The 23,682-nt window shown below is 61.9% G+C and carries 21 protein-coding genes and 3 pseudogenes; 13 read left to right on the top strand and 11 right to left on the bottom strand.

Going from position 1 to position 23,682, the window contains the following annotated elements; all coding sequences use genetic code 11:
* Nucleotides 1–4: 4 nt before the first annotated feature.
* Nucleotides 5–1,129, bottom strand: a complete 1,125-nt coding sequence (gene argE / locus NKI16_RS25640) for an acetylornithine deacetylase (RefSeq protein ID WP_352923844.1) — start codon at nucleotides 1,127–1,129, stop codon at nucleotides 5–7.
* Between the two features lie 238 nt (nucleotides 1,130–1,367).
* Here argE and NKI16_RS25635 point away from each other — a divergent pair, with 238 nt between their 5' ends.
* Entirely contained in the window at nucleotides 1,368–2,246 is an 879-nt protein-coding gene (locus tag NKI16_RS25635; protein ID WP_352757191.1) for a GNAT family N-acetyltransferase, read from the top strand.
* A gap of 88 nt (nucleotides 2,247–2,334) precedes the next feature.
* Here NKI16_RS25635 and NKI16_RS25630 read toward each other — a convergent pair.
* The 3 genes and pseudogenes from NKI16_RS25630 to NKI16_RS25620 all read right to left on the bottom strand — a co-directional run.
* A pseudogene (locus NKI16_RS25630) lies at nucleotides 2,335–2,727 on the bottom strand (ATP-binding cassette domain-containing protein); the annotation flags it as partial.
* Nucleotides 2,728–2,849: 122 nt separating this feature from the next.
* A pseudogene (locus NKI16_RS25625) lies at nucleotides 2,850–3,246 on the bottom strand (type II toxin-antitoxin system VapC family toxin).
* On the bottom strand, nucleotides 3,243–3,509 hold the full coding sequence (locus NKI16_RS25620) for an AbrB/MazE/SpoVT family DNA-binding domain-containing protein (RefSeq protein ID WP_352744636.1): 267 nt from the start codon (nucleotides 3,507–3,509) through the stop codon (nucleotides 3,243–3,245). Before NKI16_RS25620 ends, NKI16_RS25625 begins: the two are co-directional and overlap by 4 nt.
* 549 nt (nucleotides 3,510–4,058) lie before the next feature.
* On the opposite strand from NKI16_RS25620, the gene NKI16_RS25615 reads away from it, so the two are divergent.
* The 10 genes from NKI16_RS25615 to NKI16_RS25570 all read left to right on the top strand — a co-directional run bounded on the left by NKI16_RS25615 (nucleotide 4,059) and on the right by NKI16_RS25570 (nucleotide 16,571).
* Nucleotides 4,059–4,898: a succinate dehydrogenase/fumarate reductase transmembrane subunit gene (locus NKI16_RS25615; protein WP_352757188.1), complete on the top strand. Its 840-nt coding sequence runs from the start codon at nucleotides 4,059–4,061 to the stop codon at nucleotides 4,896–4,898.
* 666 nt (nucleotides 4,899–5,564) lie between these two features.
* Entirely contained in the window at nucleotides 5,565–6,611 is a 1,047-nt protein-coding gene (locus NKI16_RS25610; protein WP_352757186.1) for an NAD(P)-dependent alcohol dehydrogenase, read from the top strand.
* A 344-nt stretch (nucleotides 6,612–6,955) separates the two neighbouring features.
* Nucleotides 6,956–7,867 (top strand): carbohydrate ABC transporter permease, encoded by a 912-nt coding sequence (locus NKI16_RS25605; protein ID WP_023678780.1) that lies wholly within the window; start codon nucleotides 6,956–6,958, stop codon nucleotides 7,865–7,867.
* Entirely contained in the window at nucleotides 7,867–8,766 is a 900-nt protein-coding gene (locus NKI16_RS25600; RefSeq protein ID WP_031212286.1) for a carbohydrate ABC transporter permease, read from the top strand. Before NKI16_RS25605 ends, NKI16_RS25600 begins: the two co-directional genes overlap by 1 nt.
* 47 nt (nucleotides 8,767–8,813) lie before the next feature.
* The gene (locus NKI16_RS25595) at nucleotides 8,814–10,343 is read left to right on the top strand and encodes an ABC transporter substrate-binding protein (protein ID WP_352692430.1); all 1,530 of its coding nucleotides are present in this window, start codon (nucleotides 8,814–8,816) and stop codon (nucleotides 10,341–10,343) included.
* A 65-nt stretch (nucleotides 10,344–10,408) separates the two neighbouring features.
* Nucleotides 10,409–11,938, top strand: a complete 1,530-nt coding sequence (locus tag NKI16_RS25590; RefSeq protein WP_352757185.1) for a xylulokinase — start codon at nucleotides 10,409–10,411, stop codon at nucleotides 11,936–11,938.
* Nucleotides 11,931–13,256 (top strand): iron-containing alcohol dehydrogenase, encoded by a 1,326-nt coding sequence (locus NKI16_RS25585; RefSeq protein ID WP_352757183.1) that lies wholly within the window; start codon nucleotides 11,931–11,933, stop codon nucleotides 13,254–13,256. The genes NKI16_RS25590 and NKI16_RS25585 overlap by 8 nt, the downstream gene beginning before the upstream one ends.
* A gap of 77 nt (nucleotides 13,257–13,333) precedes the next feature.
* Nucleotides 13,334–14,416, top strand: coding sequence for an ABC transporter ATP-binding protein (locus tag NKI16_RS25580; RefSeq protein WP_352579043.1), 1,083 nt, complete (start codon nucleotides 13,334–13,336; stop codon nucleotides 14,414–14,416).
* Nucleotides 14,417–15,472 carry a hypothetical protein gene (locus NKI16_RS25575; RefSeq protein ID WP_352757181.1) on the top strand — a complete coding sequence of 352 codons (1,056 nt, stop codon included), beginning with the start codon at nucleotides 14,417–14,419 and terminating at the stop codon, nucleotides 15,470–15,472.
* 97 nt (nucleotides 15,473–15,569) lie between these two features.
* On the top strand, nucleotides 15,570–16,571 hold the full coding sequence (locus tag NKI16_RS25570) for a sugar-binding transcriptional regulator (protein WP_352757179.1): 1,002 nt from the start codon (nucleotides 15,570–15,572) through the stop codon (nucleotides 16,569–16,571).
* A 42-nt stretch (nucleotides 16,572–16,613) separates the two neighbouring features.
* Here NKI16_RS25570 and NKI16_RS25565 read toward each other — a convergent pair whose 3' ends face one another.
* The 6 genes from NKI16_RS25565 to NKI16_RS25545 all read right to left on the bottom strand — a co-directional run bounded on the left by NKI16_RS25565 (nucleotide 16,614) and on the right by NKI16_RS25545 (nucleotide 21,492).
* Entirely contained in the window at nucleotides 16,614–17,345 is a 732-nt protein-coding gene (locus NKI16_RS25565) for an ATP-binding cassette domain-containing protein (RefSeq protein WP_254819755.1), read from the bottom strand.
* Nucleotides 17,346–17,347: 2 nt separating this feature from the next.
* Complete coding sequence (locus NKI16_RS25560; protein WP_352757177.1) at nucleotides 17,348–18,328, bottom strand: ABC transporter permease; 981 nt, start codon at nucleotides 18,326–18,328, stop codon at nucleotides 17,348–17,350.
* Nucleotides 18,329–18,530: 202 nt separating this feature from the next.
* Nucleotides 18,531–18,974 (bottom strand): substrate-binding domain-containing protein, encoded by a 444-nt coding sequence (locus NKI16_RS34120; RefSeq protein ID WP_502897620.1) that lies wholly within the window; start codon nucleotides 18,972–18,974, stop codon nucleotides 18,531–18,533.
* Complete coding sequence (locus NKI16_RS34115; RefSeq protein ID WP_502897619.1) at nucleotides 18,971–19,513, bottom strand: substrate-binding domain-containing protein; 543 nt, start codon at nucleotides 19,511–19,513, stop codon at nucleotides 18,971–18,973. The genes NKI16_RS34120 and NKI16_RS34115 overlap by 4 nt, the downstream gene beginning before the upstream one ends.
* Before the next feature lie 39 nt (nucleotides 19,514–19,552).
* Nucleotides 19,553–20,758 carry a mandelate racemase/muconate lactonizing enzyme family protein gene (locus NKI16_RS25550; RefSeq protein WP_352450623.1) on the bottom strand — a complete coding sequence of 402 codons (1,206 nt, stop codon included), beginning with the start codon at nucleotides 20,756–20,758 and terminating at the stop codon, nucleotides 19,553–19,555.
* A 14-nt stretch (nucleotides 20,759–20,772) separates the two neighbouring features.
* Nucleotides 20,773–21,492: a FadR/GntR family transcriptional regulator gene (locus tag NKI16_RS25545; protein ID WP_352757175.1), complete on the bottom strand. Its 720-nt coding sequence runs from the start codon at nucleotides 21,490–21,492 to the stop codon at nucleotides 20,773–20,775.
* 144 nt (nucleotides 21,493–21,636) lie between these two features.
* Here NKI16_RS25545 and NKI16_RS25540 point away from each other — a divergent pair, with 144 nt between their 5' ends.
* Nucleotides 21,637–21,843 carry a hypothetical protein gene (locus NKI16_RS25540; protein ID WP_352744602.1) on the top strand — a complete coding sequence of 69 codons (207 nt, stop codon included), beginning with the start codon at nucleotides 21,637–21,639 and terminating at the stop codon, nucleotides 21,841–21,843.
* A 13-nt stretch (nucleotides 21,844–21,856) separates the two neighbouring features.
* Nucleotides 21,857–22,846 carry a Tim44 domain-containing protein gene (locus tag NKI16_RS25535; protein WP_352684054.1) on the top strand — a complete coding sequence of 330 codons (990 nt, stop codon included), beginning with the start codon at nucleotides 21,857–21,859 and terminating at the stop codon, nucleotides 22,844–22,846.
* A 601-nt stretch (nucleotides 22,847–23,447) separates the two neighbouring features.
* Here NKI16_RS25535 and NKI16_RS34110 read toward each other — a convergent pair.
* A pseudogene (locus NKI16_RS34110) lies at nucleotides 23,448–23,581 on the bottom strand (IS21 family transposase); the annotation flags it as partial.
* Between the last annotated feature and the right edge of the window lie 101 nt (nucleotides 23,582–23,682).

The raw sequence follows: 23,682 nt of genomic DNA, 5'->3' as shown, positions 1-23,682 counted from the left end.
TCCTTCAGGCCGCAAGACGCGCGCCGAGCCCCTCGATCATCTTCCGGCAAGCGGCGAGTTCACCAATCTCGATATATTCGTCAGGACGATGGGCGCGGCCGATGTCGCCGGGTCCGCAAACGACCGCATCGATGCCGGCCTGCTGATAAAGTCCGGCCTCCGTCCCGTAACTCACAGCTGCCAGCGGCTCCTGCCCCGTCAGCTCCGTCAGAACGGCCGCTAGCGCGCTCCCGTTGGCGGGCGCAAGGGCGGGATAGGCGCTCAACTCGTGCCACGCCACATCGAAGCCGCTGTCTCGCAGAGCGAAAAGCCGGGCCTTGACCGGCTCAAGCAGGGAGGCTGGAGAAACGCCGGGCACGGCACGCGCCTCGATATCGGCTGTGCAGTGGCCAGCGATGATGTTGACCGCCTGTCCACCGGCGATGACCCCCACCTGCAAGGAAGAATAAGGGGGCTCGAAATTGTCATCGAGCGGCTCGTCGGCGAGGGATTGGCCGTACGCCACGGCGTGCGCGATGACGCCGGCCATGGCGTGCACGGCGTTGAGTCCGAGATCGGGGCGTGAGGAATGGCCGGATCGCCCGATCACCTCGAGCCGCGCGGCGGCCTTCCCCTTGTGCGCGCGCACAGGCTGCATCCGGCTCGGCTCGCCGATAATCGCGCCAAGCGGCCTCTCGCATAAGCTCGGCAACGCGGCTAGGAGATGCGGCACACCACGGCACCCCGCCTCTTCGTCATACGAGAATGCGAGATGAACTGGCTGCCGCAGGTTCATCGCCGCAAGTCCTGGGAGCGCCGCCAATGCGCAGGCGAGGAAGCCCTTCATGTCGGAGGTGCCGCGGCCGTAAAGCCTGCCGCCCTCGCGGCGCAGAACGAACGGGTCCGAGCTCCAGTCCGGCTCGCCGGCCGGGACGACATCCAAATGCCCGGAGATGATGTAGCCCCGACCCTGGCGCGGGCCGATCGTGAGGAAAAGGTTGGACCGGTCGCCCTCGGGACCGGGGAGAACCGTCACCTCGGCTCCGGCTGCCTGACAGTGTTCGCGGATCCAATCGACGATCGCGCCGTTTGGCGTGCCCACAACAGAGGGAAATGCAACCAGGGTCGCGAGGATTTCTTCCACGTTCATGGCGGTCCGCTCTGCTTGCACACTATCACCGGGTGCAACCAGCCTATCCGCAGGCAGCAGTGTTCCCTGCCGAATTGCGTCGTGCTTTGGCCGAAGATTGCGAAAAAGCACCTCGAACCAGCGAAACCTGCTGGCTTTCCCGTATAATGCTGCGGCAAAGAGGTATGTCGCGACATGGCGATCGATGACAGGATCACTGCGTGCCTTGCGCATTCGTTGAAGGAGCGGATCAATTGAGATGCAGAGATCAGTACGCCTGAAATCCTTCGAACTGGTCGCGCGGGACATTGATGATGTCGACGTCAAGCTACTGCACGCGCTGTCGATCTCAGTCCGCTGGCCTCATCGGCCGAAGGATTGGGACTTTCTGCGCCGTGCCGGCCGCGGCATTGTTGCCGTTGATGGTATTGGACGCGTTTTCGGGAGCGCGATGTGGTTTCCCCACGGGGACGACTTTGCCACCATTGGCCTGGTGATCACAACGCCACGCACACAAGCGCAAGGAGGCGGCCGATGGCTCATGGACCTAGTCCTTGAGCAGTGCGGCGATCGCAATTTGGCACTCAACGCGACCCATGCTGCCTACCCCCTCTACGTTTCACTCGGCTTCACGACCGAGGCGATCGTATACCAGCGCCAGGGGGAGGTCCCACAAACACTCCCGACTATGCCGGCCTTGAACGGTGAATTGCAGGCGCTATCGAGCGACAGGCTTAAGGACATCACGCCGCTGGATACGCGCGCGTTAGGGATAAACCGCGAGAGGCTGCTCGCGTTGCTCGCAGCGGATGCCTCAATCTGCACTTTGAGCCGCGGCGGCGAAATCGTCGGCTATTCCATGTGTCGCGAGTTCGGACGTGGCCATGTGATCGGCCCCATGGTCGCGCGCAGCGATCTCGACGCGGTCCACCTCACAGCCGTGCATCTGAAGGAACTGGCAGGACGATTCGCCCGCGTCGACACCCGCGAGAAGGATGGCGTGTTTGCCGCGTTTCTCCAGCAGAGCGGCCTCGGCATTGCCGAGACCGTTACGACCATGTCCAAAGGGCGCCGCTTCCTGAACCGCCAAGACAATGGGCCTTGGGTCTATGGATTGGCCGGCCACGCCTTGAGCTGAATGCAAGCATACTGTCGCCTTCAACCAGCGGTCAGAGAATCAGGTCGATCAGTGCGCGCTTCGATCAACCGGCATAATGCGGTTGCCGTCACGCGGCCGGAACGGCTGCCGCTTCGAATCTGCTCCTAATCCCGGATTCGGCTTCCGCTGCCGACATAATGGCCGTCCGGCGCCCATCCGCCACGCCATCCACGATGACATGGCCGATGCCGCGCGAGCACGGCTCGATGCGCGCGTTGAGGTGATAAATGTCCCGCAGCAGATCGGATGTGATGACGTCCGGCGATGACCCGCATGCGACCAGCCGGCCGTTCGCGATGACCATTGTCTGATCGCTGAAGCGCAGGGCGTGATTGAGGTCGTGCAGGGCGATCAGCACGACCATGCCTCGCGCCTGAGCAAGTTGCCGCATGAGACCGAGCACTTCCACCTGCCGCGATAGATCGAGTGCTGATGTCGGTTCGTCCATCAGCAGGAAATCGGCGATTGTCGGCTCTCACCGCGCCATTCTTGATCTGACATCCGTACCGCAGACAGAATCCGATTGCTCGCAGCGGCCTCTAAAACGCGACAGCACAGGGCGAAAGACCACCGCGGAAAGACTTAGAAAAGAAGCTGTACGGATTGTCCCCGCGCCGAGAGCAGTTTGACGGCCCTCCGGTCAAACGAGACGAAAGTCTCCCCGCCAACCAGCGCAGTCAAAAGCGATCACGCCGTCCGCGAAATCGCCGCCGGCGTCGAGGACTGGCAGCCCTGCCTCAACTGCCGGCCGGCTGACGACAACATTCGCGGTGTTCAGCAACGCCCGGATCGCCGCGGCAATATCTTCGCGCTCTGTCTGGTACTGCCGGGCCAGAACCCAGGCGAACTCGCACAAGGCCTGCAAGCTCACCGCCACGATGTCCGCTTTGGCCAGCAGGTCGACGGCAATGGCCGCCTGCCCCTCATCATCGGCGACAGAGGCGCGCAGCAGCACATTCGTGTCGGCCGTAACCCTCATTCCTCGCCGGACCCGGCCACAGCGCCCGCTTCCGCTATCGCCTCGTTGATCTCCTCGATGCTGAGCACCCGGCCGTTCGTCTTGCCTCTGAGGAAGCCATGGAGGTCCCGGAACGACCCCTTCGACCGTGCAGCCCTCAATTCCGCCCGACCGTCGGGCAGCAGATCAAGCTCGATCTTCTCGCCCGGTTTGATGCCCAGATGTTGCAGCACGTCCTTGCGGAACGTCACCTGTCCCCTTGTCGTCACTGTCAAGGTTGTCATCTTAAACATTTCCTGTTCATCGCGATAAGACAATGCAAATCTGCATTATTATCAATGCAGATGGGTCGGGGCCAAGCTTGGCGTCCATGCGGCGACTGAATCGCGACCAGCGCTCTGCCAGAGTGAAGTCGCCAAACATCACCTCGAGGTCAGCATGCAAGCCAACACCACGGCCGCTATCCGCGTCGATCTTGCCGCAATGTTTGTCTCGTTAGAACTGTCTCGTTCAAAATCGCTCGTCACTTCGCTTCGGCTGGTGTCGGGAATGGCGCGACCGCCGCCGGGAAGCGAGGGAAGGCAGCGTCAAGTTCGAGCCAGAGATTAACCAGAGATTAACAAGAACGAAGCCATCGCCGCATAGGCGTCTGCCTGCGTGGGTATGGACGGACTCACTCGTGCGCAATATGAATTATGAATGGAGATGAGGCCTGCCGTGGCGCTCACGCGTCGCTGAGGCAGGTGACGCTCGTTCAATGACGCTGCGCAGGGCGGGTTGGCCTTCTGGTCTAACGCCGCCCGCAGAAGTGTCGATATCAGGGGATCTGGTCAATGACCGACAACAAGCCAGACGTTACCAAGGATTGGCAAGCTACGCAGGGCCAGAAGTCCTCCGCCACGCGTCTTCGCCTTTTCGCCGCACTCTCGTGGGTCGTCGCCATTGGCGGCGAGATCTACGGAATTATGCTGCTTCGCCAGAACAAGTTCGACCAGGGACACCTGCCGCTGGTCATCGGCCTTCTGGTCGGCATCGCGATTTTCGCAATCGCCGGCAACTTGCTATGGAAGGCGGCCAACAGGCACGATCCGGCTCGTGCATCCGACGCGGCCAGGTTCTTCTTCCAAAACCAGCTCGGCGCAATCATCACACTGATTGCCTTCCTCCCGCTGGTTTTCCTGATCCTCACCGACAAGAACATGGATCCGCGGACCAAGAAGGTTGCTGGCGGCGTCGGCGCTGCGCTGGCCGTGCTCGCGACGGTCATGGGGATCAGTTTCAAACCCCCGTCGGTCGAACAGTACACCCAGGATATGAACGCATGCGCAGCGCAGATCAAGTCGGGGCAGCCCACCACCGCCTGTTCGCCCGATGTCGCCGCTCAGGCGCAGGCGATCGCGACGGACACCGCCGCCGTGGCGGCGGCGACGCGGGACGCGAGCCACCCCGGCGGTCAGGATGTCGTCTACTGGATCGCGCCCGAAAACGGAGCCGCGAAATCCACCGAGCCGCATGTTTTCCACCTCTGCGCAGGTGTGAGCCCGCTGAAGGACAAGACTGTGAATAGTGGCTCCGTGACGGAGGCCTACGCACAGAACGCCGTCCGCATCACGAAGCAGATCGATATGGAACAGAAGCAGTGCGGGTTCACCGCCGCAACCAGCACCAACTGAACCCGTCTGCACTCGATCGGGTCCAGCCGTTGGTCTTGTCGAGAAGGATGGCGCGTAAGCGCAGGCTCAGTATTGACTCGCTGAAGCAACGCCAAATGCCGGGATCGCCCGGCTGGCCAATATTGTCCAACTGCAAACTTATCCGCGGCGGGCAATGACCTGGCGTCTTACGCACGGCAGCTTCCGGCCTGAGCGCTTCGAATGGAGAATGACGTTAATGAAGCGCATTGCCGCCCGGCAGCATTATGGGCGGGAAGCGAACCGGGAACTTCTGGCGCCCAAAAAACGATAGCGGATATTTCACCTGGTGGGCCGCATCGACCAGAAGCGGATTGGGCAAGCGTTCCATGGTATGTAGCGTCGGGTATCGCGCACCTGCTGGCCCCCTGTTGATGACTGACCGATGCCGGCCTGCTGGCTTGGAGTTTGGGGAGTGGGGAGTCTCGGCGCGAACGACTATTTCATTCCGCCGAGGGCATTCGGCAGCGGCATGGCCGGCCTTCAAAGTCCTTTGGCCGGGAAGTTGGTACGGATAGTCGGAATCAGGCAACACCCCTGTTTTCCGAGCTGGATTTTGAAGCCGTGAACGAGCGGCTATGATGAACGCGCCGAGTGCAAGTAAGGTCACGAAGGCCCCTACAATAAGCTTTAGAGGAGACTACGTCGATGACGAACGTGCGCGCCCTTGTCCTTGAACGCCAACACGAACTCAAGCTGCGTGACATCGATCTGCCACAGACCGTCGGCCCGGGCGAAGTTCGCATCAAGATCCATACGGTGGGCATCTGCGGCTCCGACGTGCACTACTACACGCATGGCCGCATCGGCCCGTTCGTGGTCGAAGCGCCGATGGTCTTGGGCCATGAAGCCGCCGGCACCGTCGTCGAAACGGGGGAAGGCGTCGAGCATCTGAAGGTCGGCGACCGCGTCTGCATGGAGCCGGGTATCCCCGATCCCAATTCGCGGGCGAGCCGGCTCGGCCTCTACAACATCGATCCAGCGGTCAAGTTCTGGGCAACGCCGCCAATCCAGGGCGTGCTGACGCCCCATGTCGTCCACCCCGCCAACTACACTTTCAAACTGCCCGACAATGTCAGCTTCGCCGAAGGCGCCATGGTGGAGCCCTTCGCTGTCGGCATGCAGGCGGCTGCCAAAGCAAAGATCGCGCCGGGTGACACGGCGGTGGTGATTGGCGCAGGGCCGATCGGCACGATGGTGGCGATCGCGGCGCTCGCCGGCGGCTGCGCCCGCGCCGTTGTTGCAGATCTCGCCCAACCCAAGCTCGACATCGCCGGCGGCTATCAAGGCGTGATCCCGATCAACGTCCGCGACAAGAACCTGGCGGCGGAGGTAAAGCGGCTGACCGATGGCTGGGGCGCCGACGTGGTGTTTGAATGCTCGGGCTCGTCCAAGGCATGGGAGACCCTACTCGATCTGCCGCGGCCCGGTGGCGCGGTAGTGGTGGTCGGCCTGCCGGTGGCGCCGATCGCATTCGATGTCGCCACCGCCTCGACCAAGGAAGTCCGCATCGAGACTGTGTTCCGATATGCCCACCAATATGAGCGGGCAATCGCGCTAATGGGGTCGGGCCGGGTCGACCTAAAGCCACTCATTTCGGCGACCTTCGCCTTCGAAGATTCCATCACCGCCTTCGACCGCGCGGTCGAAGCCCGGCCGGCGGACGTAAAGCTTCAGATCCGATTGCCGGATTAAGGCGAGTTCCAAAGCCCCCGGGCTGTCCTCCCGATCTCCTCAATGGGTTGCGTAGCTTCCTTGGGCTGCCAAAGTTTGCGGCGGCCCTGAGCGCTTTTGATGCTGACACACGGCATTTGCCGGCGGCGCTCCCTCCAAAAACAACCCCGTACCCGGCGATCACGGCATCCTCTGGGACTACGACCAAAACCCCTGAGCCTGACGGAACCGACACTTGACAAATCGGCGGCCGTCCGACACGTTCTTAACAAAAGGCACAACAAACTTACAAAAGTTCAAGTTGGCACAATCTGGCCGATAGGGAGAAGGCCGATGCGTCTCTGTGACCGAGCGGAGATTTGCGCGTGAGCACGGTGACCGTGACCCGCGAAACGCCCAGATGGGCCCTGCCCCGGTTCATGACGGCCGAGCATCCTTTCCCCTGGCTCGCGCCGATCACGGTGATGCTTCTCGTTTTCGGCATCTATCCCCTCGCCTATTCGGTCTGGCTGTCGTTTCACAAACGCAATGTCGTCTCCCGGCAGCTCGACTTCGCCGGGCTCCACCAATGGACGCGCGCCTTCTCGGATGCGCGTATGTGGCATTCGCTGGAAACCACGCTGATCTATACCTTCGTCGCGCTTGCGGTTCAGCTTGCGCTCGGCATCCTCATCGCGCTTCTGCTTGACACCGATCGCAAAGGTTACGGCGTGCTGCGGGCGCTGATGACACTGCCGCTGGTTGTGCCGCCGGCGGTGACCGGAATGATGTTCCTGCTGATGCAGGACGGTTCTTTCGGTGTCCTGTCGTTCTACCTCTATGCCCTCGACCTGATCTCGCCGGCACAGCCGATCCTGACGCAGCCCGGAACCGCATTGGCGGCGATCCTGCTGGCAGACATATGGCAGTGGACGCCGTTCATGGTGCTCATCATCCTGGCAGGGCTCAGGGCGCTGCCGAAGGAACCTTTCGAGGCCGCGGCGATCGACGGTGCCAACGGCATCCAGACGTTCTTGCGCCTCACATTGCCGATGCTGCGCAAGGTGATAGCGGTCGCGGTGCTGATCCGCGGCGTCGATCTCTTTCGCATCTACGACTACGTCTACATCATCACCGCCGGCGGGCCTGGCACGGCCACCGAGACGCTTTCATTCTACGCTGGTCGAATCTACTTCACCGGAGACTTCCCCTATGCCGCAACCCTGTCGCTGATCGTGCTCGTCGTCTTGATCGTCGTGTCGAACCTCTTCGTCAGGCTGTTCAAGGTGAGGTTCTGATGGAGTCGTCGCGCGCCCAAACGATCGCCCGTGACGTGCTCGCAGTCCTGGTGGTGGCGATCTTTATGTTCCCGATCGCGTGGTGGGCCCTGTCGTCCATCAAACCCTATTCGGCGATCTTCGACCGCAGCGGACCGGTCTACACCGGTTTCACGCCGACGCCGGACAATTACCGTGTGACGTTGCTTGGCGTTTCGCGCGTCGACATCGGCATGGAACAGGGCGGCGAGGCGGCCGGGGTCATCAAGGGTGGCGCCAGTTCCTACGATTCCCGCCAGTCGTTGCTCGATAGCGCCATCATAGCCGTCGGATCGACGGCGCTGACGCTGCTGCTGGCAACTCTGGCCGCCTATTGCCTGTCGCGAATGCAGTTCAGCGGCCAGCAGTCCTTCCTGTTCTGGATTCTCTCGCAGCGCTTCATGCCGCCAATCGCGATCGTCATTCCGATCGTTTTCATGTTCCGCGATCTCGGCTTGCGCGATACTTATACGGGGCTCATCCTCGTTCACAGTCTGATCAACCTGCCGCTGGCGGTTTTGCTTTTGAAGTCGTTCTTCGACGATGTTCCGCGCGAGGTTGATGAGGCGGCGCTGATTGACGGCGCGACGCGCTGGCAGACGTTCCGACGCGTCGTCCTTCCCATGGTCAAGGGCGGCATCGCTGCGACGGCTGTGCTGTGTTTCATCTTTTCGTGGACCGAGTTCCTGCTCTCACTGTTCCTGACAACGTCGATCCGCACTGTGCCGGTGAAGATCTCGACCTTTGTCACATCGACCGCGACCGAGTGGGGCTACATCACGGCGCTCGGCACATCCGCGATCATACCCAGCTTCATCTTTATCCTGCTGGTTCAACGGCATCTGGTCCGCGGCCTCACCCTCGGATCGCTGAAGGAGTGAGGCGCAGACGAGAAGAACGACGACAAAAACGCAATGGAGGAACGATCATGAGCTTCAGTGAACACGACAAGAAGACATTCGTCGCCGATACCTGCAATGACTTTACGGCGCGCCGGATAACCAAACGCGACTTCATGAGGAAGATGGCGCTCGCTGGTGTCGGCTTTTCCGCCTTCGGATCAGCCATGCTAGGTGGCGGCCGCACCAGTCGGGGGATGCTGGGCCTCGGGGTTGAGGAAGCCCGCGCCCAGGACGCCGATATGCTGAAGTGGCTGGCCGACGTCGGCAAACCATATGCCGGCACCAAAATCCGCTACACTTCGGAAGCGACGCCGCCAACGATCGTCGCCAACCAGCTTGTCGCGGGTGAATTCACCAAGGCAACCGGCATTGAGGTGGAAGTCGAGATCGTGCCGCTGGAGCAGGTTCTCGCCAAGGCGACGCAAGACGTACAGGGCCAGCTTGGCACCTACGACGTCTACTATCTCGACCAGTCCTGGATGGCGACATTTGCCCAGGATGTCGTCGATCCGCGCGAGTATTATGACCAGAACAAAGAACTGGCGATGCCCAACTTCGACTGGGACGATTTCTCCAAGCCGCTGGTCGACGGCATCGCCATGTACAACGGCAAACAGTGCGGAATTCCGTTCGATATTCCGATCTTCATCCTGATGTACCGCAAGGATCTTTTCGACAAACACAACATTGCGCTGCCGACAGACCTCGACGCCTACCTCAAGGCCGTGCAGGCGCTCACAGAGGCAGAAAAAAGCAACGGCATCTTCGGCACCGCATGCCAGGCGAAGTCCGGCCACTATTCGCTGGAATGCGACTGGACCTTCGCATTGTGGGGCCATGGCGGTTCGATCTTCAACAAGGACAAGAAGTTTGTCGGCAATGACGAACGCGGCGTGGCCGGGCTGCAATTCTATCAGGAGCTGGTCAAGAACTCGCCGCCGTCGGCGACGACGTGGACCTGGGACGGTCAGGGGCAGGCGTTGACACAGGGTCAGGCCGCCATGGCAATCACCTGGGGCGAGGATTTCCCCGGCTTCGACGCCAACGATTCCAAGGTCAAAGGCCTGTTCGAGGCCCTGCCCGCGCCCAAGGAGGTTCCTGGCCGTCGCGCCGCCGCCGATTGCGGCTTCAACGAAATTCCGGCCGTCGGCCACCAGGGCGGCTCGACGATCTCGCTGTCGCAATATTCCAAGAACAAGGAAGCAGCATGGCTGTTCATGCAGTGGGTCTGCTCGAAGGATGTGATGGCGCGGGTATCGACGCTCGGCGGCGGCGCCTCGCCGATGCGCAATTCCTCTTTTACAGATCCTCGGGTCAAGGCGAAGGCCGTTGTCGGCCCCGGAACGACACGCCATTTCGACGCGATCAAATACACTATCGACAACCAGATGGGATCGGAGCCGGACATGCCGATCTGGGCGGATCTGTCGAACAACGACATTCCGGTTGAGCTCGGCAAGTTGCTTACGGGCCAAGACTATGGCGGCGATGCCAAGGCATGCCTGGATGCCATTGCCGGCATTGTCGACGGCAAAGTCAAGGACGCCGGTCTTTAGCGGCTAGTCGGTGATTTGGGCGAAGGCGGCTTCGGCCGCCCTCGCCGTTTGGTAATGTGGCGGCAATGGTTCCGGATCTCGTCATCGGCATTGATTCCTCGACCTCGGCAACCAAGGCGATCGCCTGGGACCGCAATGGTCTGGCCGTAGCTGAAGGTCGTGCACCGCTTGCAATGTCCAACCCGCGTTCGGGCTATTTCGAGCAGGATCCGGCCGAATGGTGGGCCTCGACGGTCACGGCGCTTCGTGGTGTCGCGGCAACAGTTTCGCCGGCACGCATTGCCGCCCTTGCGATTGCCAACCAACGCGAGAGCTTCGGCCTTTTCGACGAGCAGGGCCAGGCGGTCGGGCCCGCAACGCTCTGGCTCGATGAGCGCGCCCGTGGGAAAGCACGCCGCTTCGGCGAGAGTTTCGGCGCGGCACGCGTCCACGCAATATCCGGCAAGCCACTGGACGTCATTCCTTGCCTTTACCGCATGATCTGGTTCCGCGAGCAAGAGCCCGAGATTTTTGCCCGGGTGGAGCGGATGGCCGAAGTCCACGGCTATCTGGTCTTTCGCTTGAGCGGCCGGTGGGTGACGTCCACCGCATCCGCGGACCCGATGGGCATACTCGATATGCGAGCTATGGACTGGTCGAACGATATACTGGAGGCAGCGGGCGTCGCCCGGCGCATGATGCCGGACCTGGCGCGGCCCGGCACCGTTCTGGGCCAACTGACTTCGGAAGCGGCCATTTCGACGGGCCTGCGCGAGGGCACGCCGATCGTCGCCGGCGGCGGCGATGGTCAATGCGCCGGCACCGGCGCTGGTGTGTTGCAGCCGCGATGCGCTTACATCAACCTCGGCACGGCGGTCGTCTCCGGCAGCTTCGGCACGGACTACGTCCACGACCAGGCCTTCCGCACCGAAACGGCGGTCGCCGATGATGGCTATATCTACGAGACGTGCCTTCGCGCCGGCACTTTTCTCGTCGACTGGATGGCGCGCGAGATGCTTGGCGTCGATCTGCATGGCGCAAATGATGCCCTGGAGACGCTCGAGGCCGAAGCCGCTGCCAGCCCGATCGGCGCAGGCGGCATAATGCTCCTGCCCTACTGGCAGGGCGTCATGGATCCGCACTGGGATAGTGCTGCCCGTGGTGTTATTGCCGGGCTCTCCGGCTCCAGCCGCCGCGGCGACATCTATCGCGCCGTGCTGGAAGGCATAGCGCTGCATCAGGCCGCGACAAGTCAGCGGGCGGCTGCGGCTGCTGCCCAGACCATCGACCAGTTCATAGCGATCGGCGGAGGAGCGAAGTCCGACCTGTGGATGCAGATTCTGGCGGATGCACTCGGCCGTCCCGTAAAACGTTCGACGACGGTGGAAGCCTCCTCGCTTGGCGCGGCGATGGCGGCGGCAAAGGGGGTGGGCTGGTTTTCCACCATCGCCGAAGCGTCGCTCGCAATGGCCAGCGAGCCGGCCAAAACCTTCGAACCGGACACGAAACGGGCCGCGCTCTACGCCGAACTTCTTGCGATCCATGCCGATCTTTGGCCAACGCTTTCAGCCTGGAACCAGCGCCTCGCTGCCTTCATGGAGGCCGATCATGGCTGAAACGACCAACTGGAACGCGTTGATCGAGGACGTTGTCGCGGGACGCTGGACAGATCCCAAGACCGGCGCGGCCGCGGTCCTGCCGTTCCAGACGATCGAACTGCTGGCGACGACGGAAGGCTGCGAGGCGGATCTCGTTGCGCCGCTGAAGCTAGGCAGCCGCATCGCCGTGGTCTCCGATATCAACACCGTCGAAGTGATGGGCAGGCGCGTCGCGAAGGCGCTGCGTGCTATCGCTGACATCGACGAAATCGTGCTGCCTGACGGCCTCGACTGCGATGAGGCAATGATCCAGATGGTCAGGGAGAAAACGCGTCACGCCGACGGGGTCGTGGCCGTCGGGTCGGGCGTCCTCAACGACAGCTGCAAGCATGCAACCTTTCTCGACGAGCGGCCCTATGCCGTCTTCGGCACGGCCGCCTCGATGAACGGCTACGGCGCCTCGACAGCGTCGGTGACCTTGGCCTCCGGGCTCAAGATCTCGCTGCCCTCACACGCGCCCCGGGGCATCTTCCTGGACCTTGGCGTGTCGGCCGCAGCGCCCGCCTGGCTCAGCGCCGCCGGGCTTGGCGACAGCCTCTGCCGCTCCACCGCCCAGATCGACTGGTGGGCTTCGCATCGGCTGTTCGACACTTACTATTCTGAGGTGCCCTACCTGCTGCAGGCGGGCGATGAGGAGCCGATGCTGGCCCATGCGCCTGGCCTTGCCAGGCATGACGTCACCGCTGTCGGGCATCTCCAGCGCGTCCTGACGCTGTGCTCGATGGGCGTGTGCTTTGCCGGCGTTTCCCATCCCGGGTCCATGGGAGAGCACCAGATTTCCCATTGGATCGACATGTTCGCGGGAGAGCGTCATCCCGGCACCACGCACGGCCAGCAGGTTGGGGTTGCCTCGCTGGTCATGGCGCGTCTGCAAGCGCGGCTGCTGGACCTGAAAGAGCCGCCGCAGGTGAAGCCGACCGCCATCGACGAAGCGGCGATGCTGGCCCGCTATGGCGCGCAGCTTGGACCACTTTGCATTGCCGAGACGAAGAAGACGGCACTCGACGCCAGCCAGACGGAAACCTTCAACCGCAGGCTTGCGGAAATCTGGCCGGCGCTGCGCCAGGAGGTTCGGCCCATGGCAATGCCGGTCGCCCGCATGGAGGCAGCACTCAAGGCTGCCGGGGGGCCGGTCACCGGCGCGGAACTAGGCCTGCCGCGCGCGCTTTGGCACGACGCCATTCGCTATTCGCGGGAAATCCGCGGCCGATGGTCCTTCATCAATCTGGCCGCCGATGCGGGACTCTTGGAAGAGTTTCTGGAGAGCGAATGGTGAGAGCGCATCCGATCGCCAATAGCTCGCATGGCGAAAATGCGATCCAACCGGCAAGGGCAATCGAAGGGTAGCAATTTATGGCGTCTGTCACCATCAGCAACATAAAGAAGGACTATGGCGCTCTCTCGATTATCGATGGACTCGATCTCTCGATCGAGGATGGCCAGTTCGTCGTTCTGTTGGGGCCGTCCGGCTGCGGCAAGTCCACGCTGTTACGCATGATAGCCGGTCTCGAGCCCATCACATCCGGTGAGATCGCCATAGGCGACAGGGTCGTCAACACGCTCCATCCCAAAGACCGCAACATCGCGATGGTCTTCCAGAATTACGCGCTTTATGCGCACATGACCGTCTTCGACAACATGGCCTTTTCCATGCAGTTGAAGAAACGCCCAACCGAAGAAATCAAACAGAAGGTCGGATGGGCGGCGGCGATCCTCAATCTGACCCCCTATCTGGAACGGTACCCCCGCCAGCTTTCGGGCGGTCAGCGGCAGCGCGTCGCCATGGGCCGCGCCATCGTGCGGGACCCAACTGTGTTCCTGTTCGACGAACCGCTGTCCAATCTCGATGCCAAGCTGCGGGTGCAGATGCGCACCGAAATCAAGGAACTCCACCAGCGGCTGAAGACCACCACCGTCTATGTCACGCATGACCAGATCGAGGCCATGACCATGGCCGATGTCATCGTCATCATGCGCGACGGCCACATCGAGCAGATCGGGCGCCCGCTCGATGTCTACGATCGCCCGGCAAATCTCTTCGTCGCCTCCTTCATCGGCTCGCCCGCAATGAACATGTTCCATGGCGAGGTGGCTGCCGAGCGCGACGTCTGGGTGGTGCGGACCGACGAGCTATCCCTCCCGCTGCCGCCAGGGGCTGCGGTTCGGCCCGGCCAAAAGGTGATCTACGGCATTCGCCCCGAACATCTTCGACCAGTGGCCGACGGGCGCGGCATTCCGGCGAGGATTACAGTTGTCGAGCCGACTGGCCCCGAAATCCACATCTTTGCCAGCATGGGCAACATCGCGATCTGCTCGGTGCTGCATGACCGCATGGAGCTCGCTCCAGGAGCTGTGATCCATCTGGAGCCGGCGCCTGAGCGAATCCACCTGTTCGACCAAGGTAGCGGCGAGCGGCTGGACAAGGGAAGAAGTTGAATGGCGCGGATCCTCATCCTCGGCGCCGGCGTCATGGGCTCTGCCATGACGCTTCCGGCCGCTCACGCTGGTAACCGCATCACTCTTGTCGGGACCCATCTCGATGAGGAGATCGTCGGCTCGGTGGCCAGCACAAGTCATCACCCACGCCTCAACATCACTCTGCCTGATGTGGTAACCGCCTGTTCCTGGACCGAATTCGGGGCGGCGATGAACGATGGACCCGATCTGCTTGTACTCGGCGTCTCGTCGGCCGGCATTCCTTGGGCGATCGACCGCATTGCAGAAAGCATCAAGTCGCCCGTGCCGATACTGATGATTACGAAAGGACTTGCAGCAAGCGACGAAGGCGTGGAAATCCTGCCACATCTGCTTGCCCGCGAGATCGAGCAACGCACTGGCTTGTCTGTCCCGGTCACGGCCGTCGGCGGACCGTGCATTGCCGGCGAACTGGCGGCACAGCGCGACACCTCTGTGATCCTGGCCGGGCACGATCCCGACCAGGTGGCCGCGGCGTCCCGCATTCTGCGCGCGCCTTTCTATCATGCGCGATCGTCATCCGATCTCGTCGGCGTCGAGATCTGCGCTGCGTTCAAGAATTTCTACACACTCGCCGTTGGGGCTCCCGTTGGGCTGCTCGAGCGCGACGGCAAGGCGCCCAATGGCGCGCTCATGCACAACCTAGCCTCGTCGCTTTTCTCGCAGTCCCTCGCCGAGATGGCGATTCTGGTCGAAGCTCTGGGTGGAAAGGTCGAAACAGTGCTGGGGCTGGCCGGCTCCGGCGATCTTTATGTGACCTGCCAGGCGGGCCGTAACGGTCGCATGGGGCGCCTGCTCGGCCGCGGCCTGCCCTATTCGGTGGCGAAGCGCGAACATATGAGTTCGGACACGGTCGAGGGCGCGCAACTGGCGCTGGACCTTGGTCCGACTTTGAAGAATATGATGGCCCGGGGTGTACTTCCCCACGATCGCCTGCCGCTGACGACTGCCATCATCGACGCAATTTGCCATGATGCTCCGCTGGTTTTGTCCTTCGACCGCTATCATCGAGGGTAGCGGAGCCGGGAAACTCGATTGATGCCTCATATCGATGAGCACATGGCTCCGCCGAGCCGCTCTGGACCCGCTGCCGCGGAGTGGACAGGATGATCTGATGGAGAAACCAGCACGAAAGAAACGCGACGGCCGCCAAACCGTAACGAGTTCCGTCACGTCCGATCGCGAGGAAGGGCTGCTCGTGCGCGCCGCCTGGCTTGCTTATGTCGGTGACCTCACCCAGGCGCAAATCGCCAAGTCTCTTGGCCTGACACGCCTTCGCGTCAACCGGATGCTGGCGCATGCCCGTCAGCGGGGGATCGTTCAGATTCGCATCAATTCCAAGGTGGCCAACTGCATCGAGCTGGAGAACCGGCTGCGGGACGCCTATGGCGTTTCCGACCCAATCGTGGTTCCGACACCGCCCGATCCTACCCTGGTGCCACAGGTCATCGCAGCCGCTGCCGGTGAAGCCCTGTCGCATAGAATCCGTGACGGGATATCGGTGGGCGTGGGATGGGGACGGACGCTCCAGCTTAGTCTGCGGTCAGTGACCGTACGCCCCGTCAGAGGGATGTCGGTCGTTTCCCTGCTCGGCGGGCTCACGCGTGGATCGGCGATCAACATCTATGAAATCGCCTCGCGGCTCGCGGCGCTTTTCGATGCGGAATGCTTCTACATCGCGGCACCGGTGTTCACGGATACGGAGGCCACGCGCGATCTGCTTATGCGCCAGTCCATTCTGGAAGACGCCTTCACCCATGCCCGCGACGTTGACGCCGCTTTCGTTTCGGTGGGCGCGGTGCACAAGGACGCCACCATCTTTCGGATCGGACTGGTAGGCGACGATGATCTCAGATCGCTGCGCGAAGCCGGAGCCGTCGGCGATATTTGCGGCCACTGGATCGGCGCCGACGGACAACTCGTCGATCACCCGCTAAACAGCCGTGTCATCGGCCTCGCCCCCGAACATCTGCGCGACGTCGACACTGTGATCCTGCCCTCCGGCGGCCTCGACAAGGTTCCGGTGCTGCGCGCCGTGTTGCGTCTGGGAGTCGTCGATGTGCTGATCACCGACGAGAAAACCGCTGAGGCGATCCTTGCGGAAGGCGCAGACTGATCTCTACCAGCAGAGCGGCTCGCGAGTGATCGCTTGTTCGCGTCACAGAACCTCGTGGATTTCCTCGATCGAAGTCTCGCCGATCCGCTTGTCGAGAACGATCTCGCCGCGCGCCATGGCCACGACCCGGTCACAGCATTCGAAAACATGATGCATGTTGTGGCTGATGAAGACGCTGGTGATGTTCTGGGCCTTGAGGGCGCGAACGAAGCCGATCACCTTTCGCGTCTCCTTCACCGAGAGATGATTGGTCGGCTCGTCGAGGATCATGACTTTCGACTTGAAGTGCATGGCCCGGGCGATCGCCACACCTTGGCGCTGGCCGCCCGACAGTTCGCCGACCAGCGCGTCGGGCGACCTCAGATGCAGATCGACGTCGGCGATCGCCTTGACGCTTTCGTCACGCATGCGCTTCTGGTCCAGGATGCCGATGCCGAAAACCGAGCCCTTCACCGGCTCGCGTCCGATGAAAACGTTGCGGGCGATGGTCATGGTCGGGACCATCGAATTGTACTGGTAGATCGTCTCGATGCCGCGATCCATGGCGTCGCGCGGGTTCGAGAAGCGGACCGGTTCACCTTCGATCCTGATCTCGCCGCCATCGGGCTTTTGGGTGCCTGACAGGATGTTGATCAGCGTCGATTTGCCGGCGCCGTTGTCGCCGACGAGGCCCAGCGCCTCGTCTGGGTAGATGTCCAGAGTGACGTTCTTCAAGGCGTGGACGCCGGAATACCATTTCTGGAGTCCCTTGATCGCGATGATGGGTGCCGCCATGATCAGGTCTCCACCTTCATTGCCCTGCCCCGCTTTCGAAGCCAGGCGTTCACGACGACCGCGAAGATAGTCAGGAAGCCGATTGCCATCTTGAACCAGTTGGCGTCAACCTGGCTCAGCACCAGTCCGTTGTCGATGACGCGGATCAGGGCAGCCCCGATGATGCCGCCGAAGATGGTGCCGATGCCGCCAGCCAGCGAGGCGCCACCGATGACGGCAGCCGACACAGCTTGCAACTCCAGCCCCTCGCCGATCGAGGGCAGCGGCGCGCCGAGCCGCATCACCTGAATGGTGCCGGCAAAGCCGGCGAGCACCGAACAGATCATGAAGCAGGCGACCTTCACCCGGGCCGTCGGGATGCCCATCGATTGCGCGGCGGGCAGAAAGCCGCCGGTGGCGCGCACCCAGTTGCCGAAATTCGTGCGCGACAGAAGCACCGTCGCCAGGATTGCCACGACGAGAAACCAGAAGAACGACATGCGAAAGAGGTCGCCCGGCCCCACATAGATCGTAAACAGCCATTTGGGCAGAGCGTTGGCCGGGATGACAGGAGGGAAGCCACCGGAGATTACCACCGTCAGCGAACGCGCGATGAACAGCATGCCAAGCGTGGTGATGAAGCTTGGTATCGCGAAACGAATCGTTATGAACCCGTTGAAGAAGCCAATCAGGGCGGCAATGGCGAGCCCGGCGGCAAAGGCCGGCGCGAACGGCACGCCTGCCGCCAGGATCACCGCCATGGTCATCGGGGTCAGCGCAAATACCGAGCCTACGGAAAGATCAAACTCGCCGCATATCATCAGCAGGGTCACGCCGATCGCGACCAGCCCCATTTCAGGCAGCAGCCCAAGCATTCCGCGCACGTTCTGTGTGTTCAGAAATACGCCGTTCGAGCGAATCTGAAAGACGAGGAGGAGGAGGAGCAGGAACACGACCGCCGCAAGCTCCGGCTTCTCCAGATAAATCTTCATCAAGCGCTTCATCATTCGCTCCGGCTTGGGATTGTTTGCGCTGGCTTGTCGCATCGGCAAGGGGATGGCGGCAGTCTGTCTTCTACCGCCCTCGACAAGGGAGATGCCGTTGGAGGATGGGACGGAGCCGACGCCCGAGGCCTTGCTCCCTGGCCCTGGCCCTCGCCCTCGCCCTCTCCGCGTAAAGAACGAGGAGAGGACGCCGGCTTCGCGCCTACCGCACGCCTTGTGCGGCCAGTTCCTTGAGCTTTGGCACGTCTTCCTTGACGATGATGCCCTTGCCGGTGTCGATGTCTGCCGGCAGCAGACCGACGTTCTTGGCGAGATAGGCTTCCATCACGGGCATGAAGCCCTGCATGTAGGGCTGCTGGTCGACCTGGACCTGGATGTAACCCGCTTCCATCTGTTGCAGGACTTCCGAGACGATGTCGAAGCCGCCCATCAGCACCTTGCCCGGCTCGATGCCGCGATCGATCAGGACCTGGGCCACGTAGGCATGCCAAAGGCCGGTGTCGAAATACACCGTGGTGTCCGGGTGGGCAGACAGATAGGCGCCGACACGATCGGCGACAACGGCGCCATCTGTGCCGGTGTCGAGCCGTTCAATGACCACTTCGCGTCCGGCATTCGCGGCCTTGTATTCCTCAAGGAACTTCATGACGCCGGCAGCGCGCTGTTCCGACCAGTTCTGACCGGGCGCGGAGACGCCGACGGCGCCCTGATCTTGCCTTCCTTGGGGAAGAACTCGGACATCTTCTTGCCGAGTTCGTAGCCGGCGGGAATGAAGCCCTGGCCGATGAAAGCCTGGCGGGCATTGCCGGCTGCACCCTCGGTGTCGTCGACGTTGGACGCGATGACCGTGACGCCGGCAGCGCGCGCGTCGGCGATGATCTGGTCAAAGGCATTGTTGTCGACGATCGAGGTGATCAGCGCGTCCGGTTTTGCCGCGAGTGCCGCCTGCATGTTGGCCGATTGTTGCTCGATCGAGCCTTCGGTCTGCGTGAAGACCATCTGGCAATTGGCCTGGATCTTGGCGCAGGCGTCGTCAAACCCCTTCTTCACCGCCTGCCAGAACGGGTTCGACGCCGACGAATGATGCGTGAAGACGATGTTCATCGGCTCCTGTGCGCGTGAGCCGATTGCCGAGCCTCCAGCCAGTACTGCTGCCAAGGCTGCCGAGATAAGTAGCTTCTTCATGGTTCTCCTCCTCCGTAGAAAGCTGCTTCAGGTTCATTTTCAGAGAGTAGATGCGTCGCTCACCCGTCGAAGCGCCGTGAAGGCGCGATCGATCTCCGGGTTCAGTTCCATGCCGAGGCCCGGTCCGGGAGGCACGGTGATCATGCCGTTCTTCACCTGCGGCAAAGCGGTCACAAGGTCGCGGTACCAGGTCTTGTAAAAGGCCCTGACACTCTCCTGGACAAGCGCGTTCGGCGCATTCAGCGACAGGTGGGTCGATGCGCCGAGCACCACTGGACCGGTGCAGTCGTGTGGCGCGACCGGCAGATGCCACGCTTCAGCCATGGCAGCGATCTTGCGCGCCTCCGAGAGCCCGCCGCACCAACTGATATCAAGCATGATGACACCGGCCGCTCCGGTTTCGAGAAGGTCGCGGAAGGCCCACCGGGAACCGAGCGTTTCCGAAGCCGATATCGGCGCCAGCGAAGCCTCGGCATAGCGTTTCAGGCTGGACAGGCTGTCCATCCTGATCGGATCTTCGTGCCAGAAGGTCTTGTAGGGGGCAAGCTCGCGAGCGATCTGCATGGCCGGCAGCAGCTGCCACATTGAATGGAATTCAACCATGATGTCCATCTTGTCGCCGACCGCATTGCGGATTTTCTCGAATGGCGCCAGCGCGGAATTCAAGTCGGGCTGCGATATATACTGGCCGCGCGTTTTCTCGGCGGCCATGTCGAAGGGCCAGATCTTCATGGCCGTGATGCCTTCCTCCAATAACGAATGCGCCAGTTCGTCGGCGCGGTGAAGGAAGCCGTTCAGATCATCATAGGCGTCGCCGGGCTTATCGAGCCCGTAGTTGGCCGTCGTCTGCCCGGTGGCCTTCTTGATGTATTCGGTTCCGGCACAGGTGTTGTAGGTCCTGATCTCGTGCCTGGTGAACCCGCCGAGGAGTTGTGCGATCGGCTGACCCGTCGCCTTTCCGAACAGATCCCAAAGCGCGATATCGAAAGCGGAATTGCCCCTGACTTCCGCGCCCGTCGATCGGAAACCCAGATACCCGACGAGGTCGGCGGCAAGCAGGTCGATCTGCAAGGGGTCGCGCCCGATCACGCTCGGCGCGACATATTCGTGCAGATAGGTCTCGACGGTTTCAGCCATGAAGAAGGTCTCGCCCAGTCCGACGAGGCCTTCGTCCGTGTGAACCAGGACCCAGAGAAGGTTCGGCCGCTCCTTGAGCCGCAGCGTTTCCAGTTTCGTGATCTTCATTGCGCCCCTGCTCCTCAGGCGATGCCGGCCGCCAGCAGGGCCTTGACGCTCTCGTCAAAATGCCTCGCCATCAGGTCACGCGCCGACTGGGGATCACCGGTCTCGATTGCCTCGGCGAGGTCGATATGGATCTGGATCATCTGCAACTGCTCGGCATCCGAAGGGCGGGTCCGCCAGCCGATCGGCCAGGTCTGGCGCGATACGCGCTCGAACGCGCCGACGATGAGGCTGAAAACCGGATTCTTCGCAGCCTTGGCGATTTGGAGGTGAAAGGCGAGATCGTGCTCCATGACCTGTTCCGGCCGTTTGAAATTCTCGCGCATGGCGAGCGCGTGCGTCCTGATCATTTCCACTTCGTCGGCGGTTCTGCGCAAGGCCGCCAGCATGGCGGTGCGGGTCTCAATCGTGCGGCGCACGTCGTAGATTTGCTGCACCGTGATCTGCTCGGTGTGGACGCCATGCTCGATCACCAGTGACATGGCGCTATAATCCAGCTCGGCGACCGTAGCCCGTCTGCCCGCCCTCAGGTCGATAAGCCGCATGGCGGCGAGCGAGCTGAAGGCCTCGCGAACCACGGTACGCGAGACGCTCAATTGTCTCGAAAGCGCGGCCTCGCTGGGCAGCTGGTCGCCGGGCCCGAGCTCATGCGCGCGGATATGGCGCGTGATCTCGCCGATCGTATTGCTGACCAGGCTCGCTGCGTCGGAATGTTTTGCGGATACGGCCGTGCTCACGCAATCTCCAGTTCAGGAGGGGCAAACCTGTATGGCAGATTTTCCAGATATGTTGATAGTACATAGGAAAGCTGTATGTCAATCGAGTCTTCGCCGGGAGACCCTCGGCATCATCACCGGGGACATCGATGACCAGAGGCTTGCATGACCGATGCTGTTGACGCGACCGATTCCGGTCGGCCGGGTGCGGGAGCCTGCGTGGTCGAACAGCGATCATCGCGCTTGGGTAGGGCAGACATTCTCGTCGTGAACCGGCGGGCGGCCGACCATGCCGCCCGAAAATATCTCGCCGGACAGTTCACTGATATTTCGATCGACGCACCCCATATGAGCGGAAAGAGTGTTACTTGAGGACTTGCCTATGCTGATTTCGCGTTGGGGACGGTTTGCAGTTTTGTTTGCGGGGTTGTTCCTGGCATTTTCCATGGTCGCTGTGGATCACGCCGATGCGCGCCGTGGCGGCAGCTTCGGCAGTCGCGGCATGCGCACTTTCCAGCCGGTCCCGCCGACCAGAGTTGCGCCGCAACCGGCCGCACCGGTCGAGCGCTCGATGACGCCCAATGCGGCCACGAACAATGCGGCCCGTCAGCCGCAGGCATTCCAGCGCCCGGGCTTCTTCAACGGCCTCGGCGGATCGATGATGCGTGGGCTGCTTCTCGGCGGTTTGATCGGCGTTCTTCTGGGCCATGGGTTCGGCGGCTTGGCCGGCATGTTGGGTCTTTTGCTCCAAGTACTGCTGTTCGGCGGCGCGATCATGCTGGCGATCCGCTTTTTCCGCTCGCAGGCGGCGCAAAACCCGGCACCCGCTATGGCCGGTGCCTCGCGAGGCACCGGGACCTTTGGGCGAAGCGCTGCAGCCCGGCCTGACCCGAGCAACACCACAGCGTTCCCCATTCCAGGCATTGGGTCAGGATATGGCGGAACGAACCAAGACAATGCTTCCGATGAGATCACTCTCACCCAAACCGATCTGGACACGTTCCAGCACCGGCTGACGGAAGTTCAGGAAGCATTCGGGCGCGAGGACCATGCTGCATTGCGCCGGTTGGTGACACCCGAGATGGTGTCCTATCTGTCCGAGGAACTTGCCGACAATGCCAAAAAGGGCGTCAGGAACGACGTGTCGGACGTCAGCCTGCTGGAGGCCGATATTGCGGAAAGTTGGCGGGAGGGTGATCGCGACTACGCGACGGCTGCTTTGCGCTATGAGTCTCGCGACGTGACCCGCGACCGCATCAGTGGCAAGATCGTTGAGGGCCAGGCCGATCAGCCGACGGAGACGGCCGAACTGTGGACCTTTACGCGGCAGAACGGCGGTGACTGGAAGCTTGCCGCAATACAGCAGCCTGGCTGATGTGCTTGCCTTCATTGAGATGTCTGCGCAGAGGCTGTTCAGGTTTCGCGCTACCACTCGAAGGCCAGCGCCCTTTTCGCGCGTTTGATCAATCCGTCACGGACTGATGCGGTAGCTCACCAGCGCGCGCCGGCGTCGCCTTGAGCCCGATGGACTTGGCCAGTGCCGAGCGACAAACGGCATATGCAAGATCATTTGCCGCAATTTCTGCGGTGAATAGACCAGCTAAACACCGCATGGTCACGGTTTATTATTCCCCATTATCAGCTTCTTCTCTCAAAGATATGCCATTTTGACGCTATATCTCGTCAGGTTATGAGGCATTTTGTGATTAGGCAGTGAGAATGGCACTGGTCCAGTACTCCGACATTGGCTTCTTCGCTCCGCGCACGATTGCGGACGTCTTTCGCACGACGAGCGACGAAGTCGGCCGACCTGCCGGGCAAGGGCAAGGACGCCGTCCAGCACAAGCTGCGGGTCCGGTCGGACAAGACCCATGGCCGATGTGGTCCACAAGATCGAGCCGTGCTTCGGTTCAACCCTTCGCAAGATCGCCCGCCTTGCCGCTACGAATTGAGAGCTGTGGCTCGGCCATATCGGATTCCTTCGCCAGTCGCTTCGCCCCCAGCCAAGCTCATGCAGCCGCAGCATCGCTGCCACCTCTTCAGGCTCAAGCATCTCCTCTCCCTGCATCGTTCTCGACAATGCAGGAATCGCCGAAATCCCAATCGTCATCCATGCCTCCTCTCATAACCGAGGGAGGTCAGTTCTTCATTTCGTCAGGGGGTCAGTTTCTCAATTCGGCCGACACTCCCTTTGCCGCCATGATGCAAGCA

Origin of the sequence: Mesorhizobium sp. M0698 (assembly GCF_040320455.1) — a bacterium.
Classification (GTDB): Bacteria; Pseudomonadota; Alphaproteobacteria; order Rhizobiales; family Rhizobiaceae; genus Mesorhizobium.
Note: the sequence above shows the minus strand (reverse complement) of the source record. Positions and strands in the feature narration are given on the sequence as shown.